Raw genomic sequence first — 20,847 nt, 5'->3', positions numbered from 1 at the left:
GTGGTCAGTAAACGCGGGACAGCCGGGCCTCGCACTCCTCGCGGGATATCTCGCCGCCGTTGCACTGCGCCATGAGCGCGGCATCGGCATCCCGCAGTCGATAGAAGGACACCACGCCCGCGCATGCCAGGCTGCCGAGCGCCGGCACGAGGGCAACGGTGACCCACAGGGCGGCCAGGGCGCTGTCCGGCTGCGTCACGCCCAGCTCCTGGAGCTCCGCGAACGAGCCGGCCTCGATGGCCACCCAGCCGCCCAGTCCGAGGATGAAGAACGCCAAGGCGCTTGCGACCCCGGAAGTCGTCTTCTGTACGAACGAGTCCAATGAGTAGAAGATGCCCGCCCAGTCCTGACCGCTCTTATAGCGGGTGTACTCGATCGTGTCCGGGATGAGAAAGGTGCGCATGATCACGTTCACGGCGTTGGGGATAGCCCCCGCCGTCATGAGCAGGATCACGAGGAACACATTGCCTGGCCCGACGAAGAAGAGGATAAGTCCGCATGTCGCACCGATCAACGCACACAGCACGATCGCATTGCGCTTTCCCAGACGGTGGGCGATGCGATCCGCGAAGAACTGCACGATCAGCCCCGGGATGAAAGCGATGATCACGGGCAGGGTGAGCACCATGGAGTTGCCGAACAGGAAGAACGCCGCGAAGATGCTGGTGGTCAACATGGTCAGGCTTGCACCCGCGACGACGTCGCTCGTCAAGATGAGCAGCAGGTATTTGTTGGTTCGAATTGCCTTCAGCATCTCGCCAGGCGTGTGCTTGGGCGGCGCACTGTCGTCGACGTTCTGGAGTTCGACGTTGTGTTCGGTGACCTTGCGACTGAGGGGGACCATCAGCACCAGTGCGATGACAGCCGAGGTGATGGCGACGGCGCTGATCGGCCAGCCGACGAACTCGCTGATCATGAATTGCCATGCAAGCCCGGAGAGCACCCCGACGAGCACGGTCATCACGCCTCGGATCTTCAGAAGGTTATCCCGTTCGCTCACGCGATCCGTCAGCGTCACGATCATCGAGTACATGGGCACCTGGGAAAGTGTGCAAGCGAGATCGTAAAGAAGGTAGGCGGCGGCGAACCAGAACAGCTTTGCGACCTCGGGGATGTTCGCCGGCATGGCGAAGAACAAGACCGTCGTCAGTGGCAACAGGAAGAAGGTCACGCGGTACCACGGGAGGTACTTACCGGAGCCGGCCAGTTTTCGGAGGAACTTCAACTGCGCCGGATTCGCGCGATCGATGAAGTAGCCGAACAGCAGGTCGTCGACGGCGTCGATGACCTTGACGACGAGGATAAGCGTCCCCACGGCCGCGAGACTCAGCCCCTGGAACATCAAGTAGATGCTGAGGAAAGAGATCATAACGCCGGCGCCGATCTGCCAGCCGATTCCTCCAAGGTAGTACCGCGTTCGCTCGCCTCGCGTCAGACGCCACGTCGCCTTCTCGGCTGCCCGGGAGACGGGCTCTCGTGCCGTGGCCGGTTCCGAAACTGTGGTTGCCTCACTATTCATTTGTGATCCTCCTTGATCTGGGCGCTACGGCGCTTACATTGTGGGTAAGTCGGGAATTCATCGAAAGCGCGAGAAGGCGGCAGCTGGGTTACTCGAGGTCGGCGCCCATCCCGGCATGGCGCGACCTCTAGGGCTGGAACGTTCTCATCGTCACGCGCTCGTACGGGTACTCGTGCAGGTTGGGCTCAATGCCGCTCGAGCGTCGAACGCATCGCGTCGAGGATCGGGCCGACAAGGTGAAGGTGTGACAACCGGTTGGTTACATATCCGAATCCGATGCCCCACTCAGGATCGGCGAACCCGCACTGACCGCCGGCGCCGTCATGCCCGAAGGAGCGTCGCGTCAGAAGTGGAAGTGCAGCGGACGCCAGCTGAACGCCGGCACCCCATTCATGCCCCTCGCTTGCATCCGGGTTCTCGCCAAAGGCCGTGCCGTGGCTGCGCACGCGGAGCAGACTGGCCAGCGCACCGGCCGACAGCAGCGGAACGCGCGCGACCGTCGCGGCCCAGATGCGAGCAAGACCCAGCGCGCTCGCGACGCCGCCTGAGCTGACGAGGCCCGAGCCGAGTACTCGGGCGTCGTTCAGCCCGATTCCATCGCCGACGAGCGTGGGCGGGAGCGCGCCTCCGGCGGTCAGACTAGCCGCCGCGAGTTCGCCCAAGAGCGGCACAGTCTGGGTGCTGAACAGTTCCAACTCGGGGGAGAGGGTGACGTATGCGACGTCTCGCGCCTCCGATTCCGTTGGCGCGAGCGTCGCGTGTGCGGCAAGTGGCGCTGCGATCTCCCGAAGGAAGATGTCGCTGATCTCCTCGCCGGTGGCCCGGCGGACGATCTCACTGACGAGCGGGCCCCATGTCACAGGGTGGTACAGGTGCGCGCTCGCTCCGGGCCAAAGTGGCGGTTGGGCCGCCAGTCTCGCTGCGAAGGCGCGATTATCGATGAGCTCGTCCGTGCTGAGCGGTGCATCGGGGGCCACCAGGCCCGCGCGATGGGACAGGACGTCGCCAATGGTGATTCCGCTCTTGCCGTGAACGCCGAACTCCGGCCAGATCCCCGCGACTTCCGCCTCGATGTCGAGGCGGCCGCGGTCGACAAGGAGAGCGACCGTGACGGCCGCCAGTCCCTTCGTCGACGAGAAGAGCACCGCCGGCGTATCAGCCGCCCAGGTCCGGCCGGTCCGGGTGTCGGCCGTGCCCGCATACACGTCGACCACGTCGCGGTCCTCGTGCCGAATCGCCAGCGCCGCACCGCCGACAGCAGGATCGACGGTCCCAGCGAAAGCGTTGACCACAGCCTCCCAGCCGTCGTCAAAATGCCCGCGCACCGTCGTAGTCTCACTGGTCATCGTATGCTCCGGCTCAGCTCGTCTGCAGCCGGAGACGCCACTGCCACTCATGCTCACTCTCGGTGATCCGATGCTGGGGCAGCGTGTCAGGGCCGAGTGCGCCGGTGCCGACGCCGCGATGGGCAACGTCGAGCGTGATGTGTGTGAGGTCGGATGGCGGGAGCTCCCACCAGTGCGCCGTTCGCTCTAGAGCATCCGTCGAGTGGCGGGAAGCCGTCATCCAGAGCGGCTGACCGGCAGTGATGTCCACGCGCCCGGCGACGCCGCGCAATGCGAGTTCATCCACACCCCCGCGGGTTCCGTTGTCCTGCGGCCTCACATACGGGGTGGCGAGCTCGTCAATGGTCGCCGACCATCGGCCGAGCAAGGCCGATGCGCGGCGGTCGGGATAGTTCTCCCACGGGCCTAGCCCAGTCCAGTCGACATGGTCGATGCCGGCCGCAAGGCTGAACTGCACGCCGACGCGGAGAACATCGACGGGTCCGTCTGGAAGCCGCACGTATTCATCGAGCAGGTAGTCATGTGTGCCGAGCACCCGGATCCGGGTGCGATGGGTGATGGCGTCGCCAAAGGCCCCTCGCAGCGTGCGCTCCACGAGCGTGGCTCCGCTCTCCTCGCGAATGTGTGTTCGCTCGACGTCCAGGCGGAACAGACCGGACTTCTCGAATCGCCCATCCAGACCGACCGATGCGTCGTTGTCGGTCTGCGCTCGCCAGAGACAGAGCTGGGGCGGCGACTGCAAGAGGGGATGACTGAGCGCCCCGTCCGGGGTGAGCGCGGCAGGCTGCGTCGAAGTAACGGCTGCGGCTGCCGGCCGAGAGGTGAGCGGCAGTGCAGTCGGTGCCAGCTGCACTTGGTGTGCGGAGAGCTCCGTGCCGGCCGGCGCCCACGCACTGTCACGTCTCAGTGTGACGACGAGAGTGAGGGCGAGGGCGTCCGCGGCGTGCAGGGCGCCGACGATCTCGGGCGGCAGCGTGACCGACTGCTCCGCACCGGGCGCGAGGTCGAGGTGCACAGCCATGTCGTCGCCCGCGCCGGAGCGCGTCTCGACGCGGATGGTGAAAGACAAGTCAGAGACGTCCGCGAAGTGGCGTCGACTGCGGATGCGCACCCTACCGGCGAGCGCCTCGGCGGCATCGGACTCGATGCGAACCGGGCTGAAGAGCCCGCGCGCCTCATATAGGGCAGGCTTCGGAGTGAGGTCGGCGAACGCGATGCCGCAGAGCAGGAAGGCTCCGTCGTTGGGCGTGTCGCCGAAGTCTCCGCCATATCGGAAGCGTCCGTCGCCCTCCGGGTCCAGTGCATGATCGAGGAACTGCCAGATGAATCCGCCCTGGAGTGCAGGGCTCGTCTCGAACAGATGCCAGTAATGCGCGAGGCCGCCGCTGGAGTTTCCGAGCGAGAATGCGTACTCGCAGGAGATCAGTGGTCGATCCGCGCGCCCGTCACGCGCATATGCCTCCAGGCCCGGGAAGGACGGGTACATGGGGCAAACGATGTCGGATGCTGAACGCCCTCCGTGCCAGTCGGCTGCGATTGCGCCCTCATACTGCAGGGGACGCGTCGGGTCCGCCCGCCGCAGCCATCCCGCCGCGGCATCATGGGCGGCGCCGTAGCCGGTCTCATTGCCCAGAGACCAGATGATGACGCTCGGATGGTTACGGTCGCGCAGCACCATGCGTTGGATGCGTTCGACGATGGGGGTGAGATACCGTGGGTCGTCAGCGATCGTGGACGTATAGGCGTGACCCTCGACGTCGGCCTCGTCCACCACGTACAGGCCGTACTCATCGCACAGGTCCAGCAGGTACGGGTCATTGGGATAGTGGGAGGTGCGAATCGCGTTGAAGTTGAACCGCTTGAGTAGGGAGAGTTCGGCGCGCATCCGCTCGCGGCTCATCACCCGGCCGGTTCGCGGGTCTACGTCGTGGCGGTTGACGCCCTGGATCAGAATCCTGCGGCCGTTAACGAGAAGGTCGGGGCCGACGATCTCGACGCGGCGGAACCCCACCCTGTATTCGACTGCGTCGATGACGGCCCCGGCGGGATCCAAGAGCTCGACGCGGAGATCTTCCAGATGAGGGCGCTCCGCTGACCACGCCTCCACAGCGAGGTCGCTCAGGCGGACCTGTGCGATCCCGGGCAGGGGTGCGGGCGCCGCTCCCGCTGCCGCGAACTGCGCGACGAAGGCGGCCATGTCAGGAGGCAGCTCGCCGCCGGCAGACATGATGCTCAGAACGTCGGGAATGTCATCCGGCAGCATGCGCGGCAGTCGCTGGGAGCGATCACTGGGAGCCGGCGCCATGACTTGGGAGGCCGGTTCGCCACCGACCGGCGTGTCATGCTCGGCACCGAGAATAGTTGCGCGGATGCGGTAGTCGCCGCTGTGCTCGCCGTTGAGTCCGTCCGTGAACGCGTCGACCCGGAGTGAGCCGCGGGCGCTGGCAGGGTCGAAGTCAGCATGCACCAGCACGTCGATCAGCCGAGCGCGAGATGTGGTGTGGAGGCTCACTGACCGGCTGAGTCCGGAGTGCCACCACTGGTCCTGGTCTTCGATGAAGGTCTCGGCAGACCACCGGGCGACGTGGAGCTCGAGGTCGTTATCTCCAGGGTTCACGGCATTGGTGATGTCGAATTCCGCGTGGAGGTGCGAGTCCGTGCTCACTCCCACGACCGTGCCGTTTACCTGCGCGGTGAGGTGGCCCTCTGCCGCGCCGACGTGCAGGATCACGCGTTCATCGTCGCCGACCTTCGGCAGGGTGAAGCGCGTGCGGTAGACACCCACTGGGTTGTCCTCGGGGATGAGCGGGTAGACGCCGCCGAACGGCATCTCGATGTTCGTGTACTGCGGGTGACCGAACCGTTCGTCCATGGTCCACAGCGAGGGGACCTCGACCTCTGCCCATGCGTCGGCTGCCGGCGCGACGGCAGGTGATGGCAGCAGTTGGAATTGCCAGACTCCGTCGAGATTCAGTTCGGGTGACCGGCGGATGCTGCTCATGGGCTCGCGCAGGACGCCGGACGGCGCGTGATGGGTGCGGGGGGCAGGCGGTGCGGAGGTCATGGGCGTCCTTGCGATGACAGGAGAGTGATTTGAAAATCGTAGCACGCTGAGATTTATGGCTGCCGGATCGCGGCACTATCCTTACGCGTCACGGCGGCTGCATATTCTCGGGTGATACTCTGGTGAAAACTTCAGCACGATGAGAAATAACGTGCGGGCCGGGTAAGGAGAGCGAAGTGCCTCAGGAAAGTGTGACGGCAGCGACCGCTGCGGGCGCAGTCATCGGGCGTGTGATCGGTGACGCCCTCGCGTTCAGCGGAATCCCGTACGGCCGCGCGGAGAGGTTTCGCAAGCCAGAGTCGGCAAGTCCATGGTCCGAACCGTTCGATGCCACGGCGCCCGGACCTCGCGCGATCCAGGGCGGTGAAGCTGATCCGGAGTTCGGAGGGATCCCGACTGACCTGCTCCGCTACTTCACCGGTGGCACAAGTGCCGTGGCTGAGCCGATGAACGAGGACTGCCAGGTCCTCCATATCGTCACCCCGGCCGTCGATCAGGCGGCCCGCCCCGTCCTCGTGTACATCCACGGCGGTGGATTCGACTCGGGCAGCGCGGCCCCTGTCCTGCGGTCGTCTCGCCTGGCTGTCGAGGAGGACGTCGTCGTTGTAGGAATCAACCATCGCCTCAACGTCTTCGGCTTTCTCCGGCTGGAAGAGTTCCCGGATGCCTCCAACGCCGGTCTGCTCGACATCGTCGAGGGGCTGCGCTGGGTTAGTACGAATATCGCCGCATTCGGTGGCGACCCGGCAAACGTGACGTTGTTCGGCGAGTCAGGCGGAGGGATGAAGATCGGTGCGCTGCTGGCGATGCCGACGGCCAAGGGGCTCTTCCATAAGGCGATCATCCAAAGCGGTTCGCGACTGAAAGCCGGAGACGCGGAGGTGTCTGACGCCGTCTCCGCAGCGTTGACGTCGCGGCTCGAAAAGTCCGCCCACGAGCTAGCCACCATGCCTGCCGGTGAACTCTTCGATGCATGGCAGTCGTTGGGATTGTCTCTGGCTGCCACAGTCGACGACAGATGGCTGCCCAACCCCCCATTCGACCCGGGCGCGCCGGAAACCGCCGCCGATGTCCCGCTCATCGTGGGAAACACTCTGGATGAGTTCTCGCTCTTCTTGGCCTTTGCGGACGATGCCACCCTGGCGGCTATGGTTCCTTTCGATGGAGAGGTGCGAACGCGCATCGAGGGCGCCTATGAGAAGGACTTCCCAGACGTCTCGCACCGCCAGCGCCTGGTTCGAATCCTCAGTGACATCACCTTCGGAAACGCTGCGGTCTTGCAAGGCGAGCGCAAGGCGGCGCAAGGCGCGGCGGTATTCCGTTACGTTGTCGCGTACTCGCCCTCGGTTGCCGACGGAGCCTTCGGCGCGTTCCACGGCATGGACGTACCCTTGTTGCTGCGATCGCTTTCGAAGCCTGAACTCGAGCCCGTTGCGTTGGCCATGGGCTCCGCGTGGGCTGCGTTCGCGCGGACGGGGGATCCGAGTACGGAAGAACGCGTATGGCCGCGTTTCGACGCCGACGCTCGGTCGACGATGATCTTCGATGACGAGTCCGGCGTCGAGGAGAATCCGTATCCGAACGTGCGCGGTGTCTGGGCGGAACTGCCGACCACGATGTCAATTCGTGAGTCACTTGGCAACGGCGTCCTTTGACGCGGAAAGCCTGGGGACTGGACGGTCGACCGGTTCGAGCATGACTACCTGAACAGGCACGCCGAGAATGCCACTGCGGCATAGTGCATAACGCGGAGGCACGCACTCGCTTAACGGGTGATGAGTGAGCGCAAGGCCCAACCCGGCGAGCTATAGCGCGCAACTAGGAGGTCCGGGCCCGGGCAGCTGGTGCGCGCGGACGTGGAGAAGCCGGGGCCAATGCCCGACAGCGGCTGACGATCTGAGCCGTACACGGCATCCGTCAGAAATTCATGAGACCCCCTGCCCTGGCAGAACGGGAAGGTCGAGACTCAACCGCACCCTGCGGATCGGGCGGCCTGCCGGCAACCAATCGACCTCGAACGCCGATCGCACGGCAGCCGACTGCCGCCAACGTCGTGACCCGGTACAGCCGGCACGCTCCACACCGGCGTGACGCACGATGTGGAGCGTGACCCCAGACGTTCAGTAAACGCGCGAGATTTGCGCCTCACATTCGTCGCGCGTGATCTCGCCGGCGTTGCACTTCGCCATCAGTGCGGCATCAGCGTCGCGAAGCCGGTACAACGACAGAACGCCCGCGCAGGCCAGGGCTCCAAGCGCCGGAACGAGCGTAACCGTGATCCACAGCGCCGCGAGAGCGCTGTCAGGTTGCGTGACGTTCTCCGCTTGCAGCTCGGCGAAGGAATCCGCCTGGATGGTGACCCATCCTCCGAGACCGAGGATGAAGAACGCGATCGCCGAGGCTACCCCGGCAGTCGCCTTCTGGACGAAACCGTCCAACGCGTAGAAGATGCCCGCGCAGTCCTGCCCTGTCTTGTAACGGGTGTAGTCGATGGTGTCGGGGATGAGGAAGGTGCGCATGATCGTATGCAAGGCATTGGGGATCGCCCCGATGGTCATGAACAGGATCACGAGGAAGAGGTTCCCGGGCCCGACGAAGAAGAGGGCCAGCGAGCACGCCGCTGAGAGCAGTGCGAAGACCACGATGGCGTTGCGCTTGCCCATGCGGTGTGCGATCCGGTCAGCGAAGAACTGGAGAATGAGGCCGGGGATGAAGGCGATGAGCACGGGCAACGTCAGAACCATGGAGTTGTTGAACAGGAAGAACGCCGCGAAGATGCTTGTCGTCAGGATGGTCAGGCTCACCCCGGTCACGACATCGCTGGCGAGAAGGATCAGCATGAACTTGTTGGTTCGGACCGCTTTCAGCATCTCCCGGAACGTGTAGGTCGGCGGCGCGGTCTCGTCGGTGTTCTTGAGTTCCACGTTGTGCTCGACGACCTTCCGAGTGAGGGGCATCATCAGGACCAGGGCGATAATCGCTGATCCGATCGCGACCGCGGAGATCGGCAAGCCGACGAACTCGCTGATCATGAACTGCCATACGAGCCCCACGCTCACACCTACGAGGAGAAGTAGAACGCCTCGCATCTTGAGGAGATTGTCACGCTCGCTGACGCGATCCGTGAGCGTCATCACCAACGTGTACATGGGTAGCTGCGACAGCGTGCCGGCCAGGTCGAAGAGCAGGTAGGCGACCGCGAACCATGCCAGCTTCGCCCCTTCCGGCATGTTCGACGGCATCGCGAAGAACAGCACCGTGGCGAGCGGCAGGAGGAAGAATGTGACGCGATACCAAGGAAGGTACTTGCCCGAGCCGGCGAGCTTGCGAAGGAACTTCAGCTGGGCCGGATTGATTCGGTCCACGAAGTACCCGATGGCAAGGTCGTCGACTGCGTCGATGATCTTGACGATGAGGATCACGGTTCCAACCGCCGCGAGACTCAACCCCTGGAACATCAGGTAGATGCTGAGAAAGAAGGCCATGATGCTGGCGCCCGTGGTCCACCCGATTCCGCTGAGGTAGTAGCGCAGGCGTTCGCTCCGCGACATGCGCCATGTCGCACGTTCCGCTTTCCGCGACATGGATGCACTCACACTGGGCGACGAAACGGTGGTGGCGTCATTACTGACCACGCGTGATCCTCCTTGATCATGGAGCGCCGGGCGCTCGAATTTTTTACACTACACATAAATTCGGTTGCACCCTAGGCCAGTGGATCGAGGCCGGCGCCCACGGCCCCGCAGCGTGGCAGGCGAGGGCCACGGCGCCGCGTGTGCAACGCCCGGGTCCAGACGTGTGGGGGGTCTTGCCATATAGCGTGAAAAAAGCTCAAGTGTGTGGTTTTATGGTGCACCATGGAGACAGCGAGATCTCGGTCACCGCACCAGCGCGCAGGGTGCGCTTGCCAGAGGCGACGGGCTGGGACATGACGGCCGCAGCTGTGCCCGCAGCGCCATTCACCCCGCAGTGGACGATGCTGACGTTCCCGTTTGCACGCGAGATCTGCGTCGGGCGCATGACACTGAACTCGCTGTTCGCTCTCGCGCGCTCGCGCGGGCTCACCGGACTTGACATGTTCGCCGTCGAGATCTGGCTCTACGGCGCGAAGCGCGTCAAGCACGGACTCGATCAGAACGAGCTCACGCTGTCGAGTCTCATCGTAGGCGTCGGCTTCCTTGCCGACTCGGCAAAGATGAGCCGCAAGATCGAAAAAGCGGTGCGCACCGCGAAGAGGTTCGGATGCAGGCGCATCATGCTCGCGCCGATGGATGCGTTGACGTCGGGCAAGGGCTGGGCGCAGGTGTCGGAGCGCGACAAGCTCGAGCACTACGTACGCGGATTCGGGCTCGCTGTTGACATCGCGAGCCGGAGTGGAATCGAGATCCTCGTCGAGGACACACCGACAATCGGCTCGGCACTGTCGTCGGCGGCCGACTGCCGGGCACTTCTGGATCGCGTTCCTGGTCTCGGTCTCGTCTACGACACGGGCAATATGATCCCGTCCGGCGACGACCCGATCGAGTTCTTCCACGCGACGAAGGACCGGATCCGCTATGTGCATCTGAAGGACGTCGAGGTGGCGGACAAGGGCACCGGAGATCGCACGGTCGACGGCCGCCACGTGGAACTGCGCGCGTTCGGCGACGGTATCGTGCCGCTCACCGAGATCGTGCAGCTAATCGCGGCCGACGGATACCGCGGCCCGATGGCGATCGAGTACATGCGGCCGCCCAGCGGCGCCTCGCTCTCGGCACACAGCGCCCAGCTTGATCGCTTCGTCGGAGCTGCCCGGGCGCTGGTCGAACCGCTGTCGCCCGAGCCGGTGCTGACGCCGGTCCCGCCGTTCCGGTGGGCGTACATCGGGTCGGGCGCGATCGCAAAGTCCACGTCGCGCCAGATCCTGCGCACGACGCGCCACGAGATCGCGACGGTGTTCTCGCGCAACGCTGAGAAGCGCGCCGCATTCGCCAGCAAAGTCGGGGCTCGACCTGCGCCCACCCTCGAGGCAGCGATCAACGATCCCGCCGTGGACGGTGTATATATCGCGTCCCCGGCCAACAGCCACGCGGAGCTCACCTTGCGAGCGATCGCGCTGGGCAAGCCGATCCTCCTCGAGAAGCCCTTCACGGTCGACCACGCGAGCGCCGAGCAACTGTTCACATTGGCTAAGGAAAGTGACGTCTACCTCGCTGAGGCGATGTGGACGTGGTTCTCTCCAGTCGCCCGACAGGTCAGGACCTGGGTGAATGGCGGACAGATCGGCGCCGTCAAGGATGTCCAAGTGACGATCGCGCTCGGCATCCTCCCGTTCGTCCCACGCCTCAAGGACGCGTCACTCGTGGGCGGGGCCCTTCTGGACCTCGGCATATACGGGACCAGCTACGTGGTCAACCTCTTCGGTGTCCCCGACCGCATCGAGGCGACTGGTGAGATGAAGTACGGCGTCGATGTGGACGAGGAGATCACGTTCCACTACGACAGCGGTCCGACGGTGCGCATCGTGATCTCGATCGTGAAATCGAAGGGCGAGATGATCACCATCAACGGGACGAAGGGCATGATCAAAGTGCCCGGATTCCACGGCGGCGGCAAGGCCATGCTGATCCCGGGGAGGGGTCGGCGCGTCGTGTTCCACGGAAATGGCGGCTACGACAACGAGTTTGACCTCGTCGCCCGGGAAATGCGTGCCGGATGCACGGAGAGCGCCTATGTCACCCCCCAGATGACGCTCGACAACCTCAAGGTGCTCGACGAGTGCCGGCGTCTGCTGGGCATCCGGTACCCGTTTGAGGCAGCGGTCGACACATGAGCGAAATGACCTTCGGGCACTTTCCCGGTGCGAGGAAGCCCGTCGCGCGCATCCTTTACGGCACCGCGCGCAAAGAGATCATGCTCGGCGGGCGCACGGCCTTTCGGCTGCTGGACGAGGTCGCGGACGTCGGCGCGACCTCGATCGAGACAGCGCGGGCCTACCCCGGGTCCGAGCGCACCATCGGCCGATGGATGCGGGAGCGCGGTAACCGCGAGTCGGTGGTCATCGTCACCAAGGGTGCCCACGGAAGGGGTAGGAAGGGCCGTGTCACGCCCGCCGACATCCGGTCCGACGTCGCGACATCCCTGAAGCAGCTCGGCACGGATCGTGTGGAGGTCTACCTGCTCCACCGCGACGACCCAAACCAGCCCGTCGGTCCGATCGTCGAGGTGCTGAACGAACTGCATGTCGAGGGAAGGATCGGGGCGTTCGGCGGCTCCAACTGGACGCACGAGCGCATCCAGTCCGCCAATCAGTACGCGCTCGAGCACGGCTTGGTGCCGTTCGCCGCCTCGAGCCCGAACTTCGGTCTCGCCGAACAGGTCGAAGCGGCGTGGGATGGCGTCATCACAATCTCCGGTCCATCGAACGTCGATGCACGCGAATGGTACGCGTGCAACGATATGCCGATAGTCGCGTGGTCGAGCATGGGGCGCGGTTTCTTCTCCGGCCGCATCAAGAGCGACCATCCCAATGAGGCCAAGAAGCTCCTCGACGGTGCTGCCCGGCGGGGCTTCGCCCATCCCACCAACTTCGAACGCCTCGAGCGCGTCGAGAAGGTAGCGGATGAGAAAGGGTACTCCGTGGCGCAGATAGCCCTCGCCTGGGTGCTCAACCAGCCACTCGATGTCTACCCCGTCGTCTCAGCGTCCAGCGGCCGCCGCATGCAGCAGAACATCGATGCACTCGGCATCCGGCTCACGCCCAACGAGCTGTCCTACCTCGACCTGGCGCGGGCCGCCGCGTTGTAGGACCGACCCTTGTCTCCGATCCGTCCACGGATCCGGTAGGTAGCTCCTCATCGCGGACTTCAGCGTGGTTTGCTCGACGGATCCCGGATCGCCACCTGTTGTGCTTGTCGAGCACCGTTGACGCTACGGGATTCGACGCGGACGCTACCGTTGCGGCTCTCTTCCTCAACCCGCCGGCACGGAGTCCAGGAAGTGCACCATGCGGTCGAAGGCGTCGACCGCGATCTGGTCGCCGGCGGGCAGGCCGCCCAAGAGGCCATGACCTGCCTCTGATCCGTCGTCGCGGCGTTCGTAGAAGAACTCGTGCCGCACGCCGTGTTCCTTGAGTGCATCGCCGAGGAGTTCCATGTCGTGTGCATAGCCATTGCCGTCGTAATTGCTTCCGAGCAGGAATGACGGGGGGTACAGGGCTGTGACGTCGTCGATGGGGTTGTAGCGCGCCCGGTCGGCCGCGCTGGGATGAAGGGTGCCGTCGATGTAGTTTCCAACCAGGATCATCGTGGCCAGATCGAAGTCGTCGATCGCGAGCGGTCCGTCGTCGATGATGAGCGAACGGACGCTGTCGAGCGGGATTGAAGGGACCAGGTCGAGGAGAGCCGCGTAGCTCGGATTGGCCAGCGCTGCGCCGTACTGTGCTGTCATGATGGCCCCCGCTGAGGAGCCCATGAGAATGACGTTGTCCATGTCGAGTCGGTACTCAGCGGCGTGATCGCGGAGGAATTCCAGGGCCTCGTTCAGCTGGTGGACAGGGGTCGGGAACCGGTACTGAGGGACGAGTGCGTAGTTGACGTTGACGAACGCGAAGCCCCGTTCCACCATTCGGTCGGGGAAGAAGTTCACGTCGCTGTCAACGGCCAACGGGTCGCCCAGGACCTTGTCCCCCCCGAAAAAACCCCCTCCGTGCGTGTAGACGATGGTGGGCAGGGGGGCATCCGGGCTATCCGCGGGGTAGGAGATGTCCAGGTGGCTGTTCGGAAACTCCGTGCCGTACTCCAGGTCGTTCACGTATCGGATTCCGTTATCGCGGAGGTGTTCGGCCGGGGCGTTCCGCGGCTCGTACGAGTTCTGCGACTGATAGCCCTGGAAGATGCCGACAACGATCTGCGTGTTGTTTGCGACGAGGGCGGCTGCGATGACAGACAAACCGAGTACTGCGATAGCAGCGATCAATAGGCGACGAGGCCACTTTCGGCGACAGAGTGCAGGGGACGGGGGCTGGCTCGCCGTGTGGGACATGTGTTCCACTGTGATCCACGAATTTATGAGGAAACTGAAAAATCAATCTGCAGTGTCGCGCCGGCTGAAGTCGAGCGGGCGGCGACAGAAGAGGGGGCGCCGCCGCGCCCCCTCTTCCAGATGTCAGGCGAGCGCGAGCTCGCGAGTCCGGTTCCGGTGGTTGATCCGATGGCCGATCCAGAAGCCGACTGCGATCAGTGCGATCAGTGCGGCGATGGCAAGTCCCGACGTGAGACCGGGTGCCATACCGCCAGCGATGCCCGACAATGCCTTGCCGCCATCGGCGAGTGCGCCATTACCCTCCGCGAGAGCGGAGGCGCCGTCGTTCAACCCGGTGCTTCCGTCAGCCAAAGCCACTGCTCCGTCGGAGACGGCGATGACCCCATCGTTCAGCGCTCTGACACCTGTTGCAAGGCCCGAGGCCCCAGTCGCGAGTGCTCCCACTCCATCTGAGAGGGCGGATGCGCCCGTGGACATCGCACCGCTGCCGTCTCGCAGGGCGGCGACGCCGAGCGCCAGCCCGCCTGCGCCGGTCGTCAGGGCATCCGCTCCGCTAGCCAGCCCGACGCTGCCGTCCCGGAGTGCTGCAACGCCGAGCGCCAGCCCGCCCGCGCCGGTCGCCAGAGCATCCGCTCCGCTAGCCAGCCCGACGCTGCCGTCCCGGAGTGCTGCAACGCCATCAGAAAGTCCGCGAGCGCCAGTGGCGAGAGCGGCTGCGGCGCCGTCCGGCCCCGCCAGCATCACGGTTCCGGGCCAGCCCAGCGCGGCATCACCGTCGACCAGTCCGTTGGCACCGACCAGAACCTGCTCGGCTGTCGCCGCGCCGACTACCAGGCTGGTGGCAAAGTCGTCAGCGGCCTCAGCCGCCGGCGTGAGGACCCCGACGTTGGTCTGCAGGTTCGCGGCCGTGGTCACCAGTTGCTGCAGTTCGATGTTGGTGGGGTCTGCCGCGGCCATAGCCTCCAGTGAGGCGAGCAGTTCTGCTGACTCCTCGGCAGCTGCAGAGGCGGCGCTGCTGACTGCGGCACCGTTCTGGGACTGAAGGAGCGTCGAATCGGTGACACCGGCGGCGAGCATGTCGCGCATCGTTTGTACGCCGGCTCTCACCCCGCCCGCGAATGCATGTGTGGCATCCACTCCCGCGGCCAAGCCCGCGGCGCCCGTCGCAAGAGCGGCGGCGCCGTCGGCTGCCCCGGTCGCGCCCAGTGCGAGGGCGTCTGCACCGGAAGCCAGCGCGCCCGAGCCCTCGTGTACTGCGGCGGCGCCGTCCGCGGCCCCGCTCGCGCCCTGCGCGAGCGCGCCTGCACCGGAAGCCAATGCCCCCGAGCCGTCGTGGAGAGCCGCGGCACCCGTGGCAGCCGCGTCTGATCCGGCGAGCAGTCCCGCCGCGCCCAGAGCGAGCCCGCTCGCGCCAGTAGCGGCACCTTGGGCGCCTGTGGCCAACGCGTCTGCGCCGGTCGATGCGGCGTCGGCGCCGGCCTTCAGCCCCTTGGAGCCCTCCGCCAACCCGGAGGCCCCCGACGCCAAGGCGTCGGTTCCGGAGGCGAGGGCGACCGATCCCTCTGCGGCGGCGCCGGCTCCCTTCGCGAGCCCGTCCGACCCGCTGGCCAGCATCGTGGAGCTGAAGATGCTGTAGGCGGCGAGGATGCCGAGGGCAATGCTCAGCAAGATCACAGTGACGCGCATGCCAGTGCCGTGCGTGTGGTGAACAGATTTCATCGTTGAAATTCCTGTCAGTGTCCATGAGGTAAAATATGGGTTTACTTCAGTATTCGAAAAGTACACCACGGCGCGGTTGTGAATATATGAGGCGAGTAACATTTATGTCTCGATTACCACGACGATGCCCGGTGAGCGCTTACCGGTTCGAACCTGATCCGACATCGCCGGCGCTCGCTGGATAGCGCATCCCCGGCATCGACATGGCGAGCTGCGAACAGACGCCGCAATGGGGCCTGAAATCCACTCGCCCACCTGCACAAGCCCCTCAGTGAGCAGGTCTGACAAGCCGTCTTCGACAGAACCCCGTCGTCACTCATCCCCGCGCCGCACCGATTACTCACCCTCTCGGACGGTGCGGCGGGCAGGGTATCAACTCGTTGCGGAGTGACTGCCGTGCCACAGCATCCGGATCCTTGTGGATGAAGTCGAAGCGATCCCGCTCCAATGGCCGAGATCAGGTACCCGTAGTGCGGATTGCGGATGCGCGTACGTCCGGAAACCAGACTCCCTGACCTGGGGATGGGCCCGCGAACCCGTCGCTCGCGCCCGTCTGGGCGCGGCGTCGAAGTGGCAATTCACCCGCTGAGGCGCTCGAACCGGCTCCCGACGGTCCCCGATCTCCGTTGCCCGCGCGAAAGCGGACTACGCGAGCGACGCCATGGGATGCGCCAGCCCGCTCTGCGAGTTCGCGCCTTCTGTGCCGCGGCAGTAGCGAACTGTGTGGAAGGCGATCTGGGAGGCGTCGCCGGCGGCGATATTGAAGATTCCGAGCGTCACGCCGACGAAGCCGCCTGCAGTCTCGGTGCTCAAGCTGGTGCGAGGCAGGCGTGCGACTACGTCATGCCGGTCGCTCGTGGCTGCCGTTACCGCGTAGTGCGTTTCAGTCATCCGGATGCCGACTCGTACGTGCCCTGAAACGGCGAGTTCTCCGAGGAGTGTTGAACCTGATTGCTGCGCATGCGTCGCGCGAAGGACGACCCCGGTGTCCCTCCTGACGAGGCTGACAGTTAGGCGTGCCCCGCTGCCCTGCAGTGCTGCCAGCCCCGCCTCGTGAGCAATGATCTCATCCGTGTCGATGCCAGCTTCGAACGAACCCATGTGGTGGTCTTGCCGAACGCCGAGGAATGCGGGTGATTCGGCGGAGTCCAACGGAGCGGGGCGGGGTGTCAGCACGATGCGCTGCTCGGCGACCTCCGCCTCGACCGGTCCACGCAGGCTGATCCAATCCTCCGATGATCGTGCTCGGCCAGCCGGGGCGGCTCCTTCTACAATGCGACCTTCACCTGGCGCGAATACTGGTCCCGTCCGACTCCACTGAACCGGAACGACAAATGTCTCTCGCCCGAGCGTGTGGTGACCGTCGATGGGCCGCACGCCTAGCACCACGGCCCAGGATCGGCCGTCGGAGCCATCGACGATGTCGGCGTGGCCAACGTTCTGGACCGTGGCGTGATCGCCGAGGTGCCGGTGAGTGAGGAGCGGGCTGCGGGGATCGGTCCGGTAGGGTCCAGTGATCTCGGTGGCGCGCGCTGCAGTGACGGCATGGTTCCGCTCGGTCCCGCCTTCTGCGCAGATCAAATGGTACGTACCATCACGTTTGTATAGATGCGGGGCTTCGACCCACGTCCCGGTGGCCGCGCCGTGCCAGAGGATGAAGGTCGGTCCAATGAGCGCGCCCGCGCTGGGGTCGAATTGACGCATCCAGATCTCGCCGGGCCCGCTCGCGTGTGGCGAGGTGGCGTCCCGGGCGGCGGTGAGGAAGACCTTTCCGTCGTCGTCGAAGAACAGCGATGGATCGATTCCGTCGCCGTCCAGTTGGCGCGGTGACGACCACGGCCCTTCGGGACGTGTAGCCGTGGTGACGTATAACCCGGCGCCCGTGCGGCCTGCTGCGACGGTGAACACGATGTAGAAGACGCCGTCTGCGTGGCGGATTGTCGCAGCCCAGATACCGTCGGAGACGTCGACCGGCCCTAGTGAAGGCCATGACTCGTCGATAAGCGCGTGCCCTATGAGATCCCAGTGGTGGAGGTCGCTACTGCGATAGATGGGCAGGCCGGGGTAGAACGCGAAGGTGGACGTCACAAGATAGAAGCTGTTGTCGACGCGACATATCGACGGGTCGGGGTGCCACCCGGGCAGCACGGGATTCGGCGATGTCAACCGGCCGTTCCTCTCAAGAGTGTTCGCGTCGGATTATCCGATGGTAACGTTTCCAAGGTACAGGGATGCTCAGGCAGATTCGACCCGCGGCGCGTCGAAGGAGCATGGTCTGGATTTGGACTCCTGGAAGACCATCCGGCGGGCTCGTCGTGAGTAGCAGTGGCCCGCGGCGTTGAATGTGACCGAGATCGGCTGGGTGATCACAACAAGGTGTTGCGGGGGCCACTAGAGATGGGGTTCGCGGCAGCCCGAGTGGCGGCTAGACGACATGGGCACCAACTGGTTGCTTGCGGAGGCGTGTGCGCTCCCCAAGCGCTCGCGGCCGAGTCGGTTCGGGCATAGTGGTCGAACATCCTGTCGTGGGGATAGAGGAGTGAGCGCGTGCCGGATTCCAAGAAGTCGAAGGCGCCGAGCATGGTGGACGTTGCGCGCGAAGCCGGTGTCGCCCTCGTGACCGTCAGCCGGGTCCTCAACGAGCCGGATGCGGTGCGCCCGGACACGCGACGACGAGTGACGGACGCGATCGCACGCCTCGGCTACCGACGGAACGACGTCGCGCGCGCGCTCAAAAGTGGCCGGTCCACGACGATCGGGGTCGTCATCGCTGGGTCCGAACTGTTCGAACTGCCGCGCATCCTGCGTGGCGTTGAGAGTGCGGCACGGCAGGGCGGCTACTGGGTCAATATGGCCAGCTGGCAGGAAGGCTCCAACGAGGAGCTTGTGACGGCAGTGGAACGGCTCGCGAGCCAGGCTGTCGAGGGAGTGGCGATCATCGCCGATCGCCCTGTTGCGGCTGCCGCGCTCGAACAGCTGATGACGCGCGTCCCTATCACGGTCGTGATGTCGGGCGAGCTGCGTAACCCATCGATCGGCTCCGTCGAACTCGACCAGGAACTCGGGGCGCGGTTGGCGACCGAGCACCTACTTGACCTCGGACACCGAGACATCGTGCACCTGACAGGGCCTCTCGACGTGTTCGATGCGAAAGCGCGCCTGAATGGCTGGCGGAAATCGATGGAACGCGCCGGAGTCGACGACCCCCTTCACGCCGAAGGCGACTTCTCGGCCGCAAGCGGGTTTCGCCTGACGCAGGAGCTGCTCACCCTCAACCGAATGCCTACTGCGATATTCGCGGCGAATGACCAGATGGCGATGGGCGTGCTGTCCGCCTTGGCGCAGCATCAGGTGGCCATCCCCGAAAAGATCTCCGTTGTCGGGTTCGATGACATCGCGGGATCCGAGTACCTCGTTCCATCGCTGACCACGGTGCGACAAGACTTCGTTGCGCTTGGCCGCACCTCCGTCGAGTTGCTGCTCGGCATGATCGGGGGAGCGGCGGCAGCGCACTACTTCATCGCTCCCACGCTCATCGCGAGAGACAGCTCCGGGCCCGTTCCGTCTCACTGAAGCCAGTGGCAATGTCCTCGAGATGCCCTCATGTGACGCTTGACGAATGGCAACGTTTCCATCAGGATGGGGCGCATCCCGATTTGGGGTACGACAGCCCGCCGCAGTTAAAGGAGAGATCGTGAGCCAGGCCATTCCTCGCATGGATGCAGGGGAGAAGATCGCGGCCAGGGTCGCTCCGCCGATGGGCTGGAACAGCTGGGACTGCTACGGCACCACGGTGACCGAGGCGGAGGTGCTGGCAAACGCCGAGTTCATGGCGGGTCACCTTCTGCCGTACGGGTGGGACACGGTAGTCATCGACATCGACTGGGCGGATCCGACGGCCCGCTCGCACGGCTACAACGCGGAAGCACCACTCGCGATGGACGACTGGGGCCGTCTCATCCCCGATCCGGGCCGCTTCCCAAGTTCTTCCGACGGTGCCGGCTTCGGCCCGCTCGCGGACACATTGCGCTCGTGGGGCCTGCGTCTCGGCATCCACACGATGCGCGGCATCCCGAGGCGCGCGGTCGAACTGGACTTACCGGTCCTCGGCACGACGTGGCGCGCATCAGAAATCGCTGACCGGAACAACGTCTGCGAATGGAACCCGGACATGTTCGGGCTGCGGCACGATCACCCCGGAGCGCAGGCGTACTACGACTCGACGCTGAAGCTCTACGCAGGGTGGGGTGTCGACTTCATCAAAGCCGACGACATGCTGTGGCCGTATCAAGCCGACGACATCGAGGCATACGCTCGCGCCATTGTGCGGTCAGGGCGCGACATCCAACTCTCGCTGTCGCCGGGGCGCGATCTGTCGCTCGCCCGTGTCGATCATCTGCGCGATCACGCCACGATGTGGCGGGTCTGCGACGACCTGTGGGATCGATGGGAGGACGTCGAAGCGAATTTCGCTCGCCTCGCGCGCTGGGCTCCTTACGCCACGGAAGCCGGCTGGCCGGATGGTGACATGCTGCCGCTGGGTCGTATCGGGATCCGTGCTGAGCGGGGTGAGCCTCGCGATGACAACCTGACTCCAGCGGAGCGAATCACCCTCATGACGCTGTGGGTGATCGCCCGTTCCCCGCTCATGATCGGTGGTGACCTGCCTTCCACTGACCCGAGCACGATCGCGCTGTTCACCAACGGGGCGGTGCTCGATGTGCTGAGGTCCTCGTCGGGAAACCGTGAGTTCTTTCGTGAGGGCGATCTCGTGGTCTGGGGCGCGTCGGCAGGGCTCGGCGGCCGCTATGCAGCCGTCTTCAATCTCGCGGACGAGCCGAGAGAAGTCGTCGTGGACGTTCAGAACCTCGGATTCGGACCAAACGCCCGCGGATCGATCCGCGAACTATGGACCGATCAGGTCATCCCGCTCGCCTCGGTAAGAGCCCAGTCAAACGATGCGCGGGGCGTTGCCCCGGGAAGTGTTGCGCTTACGCTCCGACTCGATCGCCACGGGGCGGCTCTGCTACTCGACGCCGGAACCGAGAGCCTCCCGCGGCTGAACGACGGCATCGGCGAAGACCTCCGATGACCACCCAGGCGCAGGCGCAGACGGTCTTCCAGGAGGCGGCCGTCCACAACCTCGATCAGAACGCGAAGAAGCGGCGCGGCCGGCG

Annotated in this window: 12 protein-coding genes; 5 read left to right on the top strand and 7 right to left on the bottom strand. The window is 65.0% G+C overall.

Features of this window, described 5'->3' with window-relative positions:
- Nucleotides 1–4: 4 nt before the first annotated feature.
- The 3 genes from B1729_RS13415 to B1729_RS13405 form a co-directional block, all read right to left on the bottom strand.
- Complete coding sequence (locus B1729_RS13415; protein ID WP_163633190.1) at nucleotides 5–1,519, bottom strand: MFS transporter; 1,515 nt, start codon at nucleotides 1,517–1,519, stop codon at nucleotides 5–7.
- A 185-nt stretch (nucleotides 1,520–1,704) separates the two neighbouring features.
- The gene (locus B1729_RS13410; protein ID WP_239539639.1) at nucleotides 1,705–2,916 is read right to left on the bottom strand and encodes a serine hydrolase domain-containing protein; all 1,212 of its coding nucleotides are present in this window, start codon (nucleotides 2,914–2,916) and stop codon (nucleotides 1,705–1,707) included.
- Nucleotides 2,879–5,929, bottom strand: coding sequence for a glycoside hydrolase family 2 TIM barrel-domain containing protein (locus tag B1729_RS13405; protein WP_163633186.1), 3,051 nt, complete (start codon nucleotides 5,927–5,929; stop codon nucleotides 2,879–2,881). The genes B1729_RS13410 and B1729_RS13405 overlap by 38 nt, the downstream gene beginning before the upstream one ends.
- Nucleotides 5,930–6,105: 176 nt before the next feature.
- Between B1729_RS13405 and B1729_RS13400 the strand changes: the two genes are divergently transcribed.
- Nucleotides 6,106–7,584 (top strand): carboxylesterase family protein, encoded by a 1,479-nt coding sequence (locus tag B1729_RS13400; RefSeq protein ID WP_163633184.1) that lies wholly within the window; start codon nucleotides 6,106–6,108, stop codon nucleotides 7,582–7,584.
- Between the two features lie 465 nt (nucleotides 7,585–8,049).
- On the opposite strand, the gene B1729_RS13395 is transcribed toward B1729_RS13400, so the two are convergent.
- Entirely contained in the window at nucleotides 8,050–9,564 is a 1,515-nt protein-coding gene (locus B1729_RS13395) for an MFS transporter (RefSeq protein ID WP_163633182.1), read from the bottom strand.
- A gap of 2 nt (nucleotides 9,565–9,566) precedes the next feature.
- On the opposite strand from B1729_RS13395, the gene B1729_RS13390 reads away from it, so the two are divergent.
- Nucleotides 9,567–11,741 carry a TIM barrel protein gene (locus tag B1729_RS13390; protein WP_163633180.1) on the top strand — a complete coding sequence of 725 codons (2,175 nt, stop codon included), beginning with the start codon at nucleotides 9,567–9,569 and terminating at the stop codon, nucleotides 11,739–11,741.
- An 80-nt stretch (nucleotides 11,742–11,821) separates the two neighbouring features.
- Nucleotides 11,822–12,715: an aldo/keto reductase gene (locus B1729_RS13385; RefSeq protein ID WP_204318921.1), complete on the top strand. Its 894-nt coding sequence runs from the start codon at nucleotides 11,822–11,824 to the stop codon at nucleotides 12,713–12,715.
- A 165-nt stretch (nucleotides 12,716–12,880) separates the two neighbouring features.
- Here the strand turns inward: B1729_RS13385 and B1729_RS13380 are convergent, their stop codons facing one another.
- From B1729_RS13380 to B1729_RS13370, 3 genes are all read right to left on the bottom strand, one after another.
- On the bottom strand, nucleotides 12,881–13,858 hold the full coding sequence (locus B1729_RS13380; RefSeq protein ID WP_163633179.1) for an alpha/beta hydrolase: 978 nt from the start codon (nucleotides 13,856–13,858) through the stop codon (nucleotides 12,881–12,883).
- Between the two features lie 216 nt (nucleotides 13,859–14,074).
- A complete protein-coding gene (locus B1729_RS13375; protein ID WP_163633177.1) occupies nucleotides 14,075–15,670 on the bottom strand; it encodes a hypothetical protein in 1,596 nt (531 codons plus the stop codon).
- 645 nt (nucleotides 15,671–16,315) lie between these two features.
- On the bottom strand, nucleotides 16,316–17,836 hold the full coding sequence (locus B1729_RS13370; RefSeq protein WP_163633176.1) for a glycoside hydrolase family 43 protein: 1,521 nt from the start codon (nucleotides 17,834–17,836) through the stop codon (nucleotides 16,316–16,318).
- A 381-nt stretch (nucleotides 17,837–18,217) separates the two neighbouring features.
- Here B1729_RS13370 and B1729_RS13365 point away from each other — a divergent pair, with 381 nt between their 5' ends.
- Both B1729_RS13365 and B1729_RS13360 read left to right on the top strand, forming a co-directional pair.
- Entirely contained in the window at nucleotides 18,218–19,243 is a 1,026-nt protein-coding gene (locus B1729_RS13365) for a LacI family DNA-binding transcriptional regulator (RefSeq protein ID WP_239525957.1), read from the top strand.
- Between the two features lie 142 nt (nucleotides 19,244–19,385).
- Nucleotides 19,386–20,762, top strand: coding sequence for an alpha-galactosidase (locus B1729_RS13360; RefSeq protein WP_239539638.1), 1,377 nt, complete (start codon nucleotides 19,386–19,388; stop codon nucleotides 20,760–20,762).
- Nucleotides 20,763–20,847: the final 85 nt, after the last annotated feature.

This window comes from Microbacterium sp. B35-04 (genome assembly GCF_010634885.1).
Classification (GTDB): domain Bacteria; phylum Actinomycetota; class Actinomycetes; order Actinomycetales; family Microbacteriaceae; genus Microbacterium.
The sequence above is the reverse complement of the archived record's forward strand: the minus strand, read 5'-3'. Positions and strand labels throughout refer to the sequence as shown.

Coding starts and splice junctions, on each gene's coding strand:
- B1729_RS13405 (WP_163633186.1), bottom strand. CDS start 5,929: ATGACCTCCGCACCGCCTGCCCCCCGCACCCATCACGCGCCGTCCGGC.
- B1729_RS13375 (WP_163633177.1), bottom strand. CDS start 15,670: ATGAAATCTGTTCACCACACGCACGGCACTGGCATGCGCGTCACTGTG.
- B1729_RS13410 (WP_239539639.1), bottom strand. CDS start 2,916: ATGAGTGGCAGTGGCGTCTCCGGCTGCAGACGAGCTGAGCCGGAGCAT.
- B1729_RS13385 (WP_204318921.1), top strand. CDS start 11,822: ATGCTCGGCGGGCGCACGGCCTTTCGGCTGCTGGACGAGGTCGCGGAC.
- B1729_RS13360 (WP_239539638.1), top strand. CDS start 19,386: ATGGATGCAGGGGAGAAGATCGCGGCCAGGGTCGCTCCGCCGATGGGC.
- B1729_RS13415 (WP_163633190.1), bottom strand. CDS start 1,519: ATGAATAGTGAGGCAACCACAGTTTCGGAACCGGCCACGGCACGAGAG.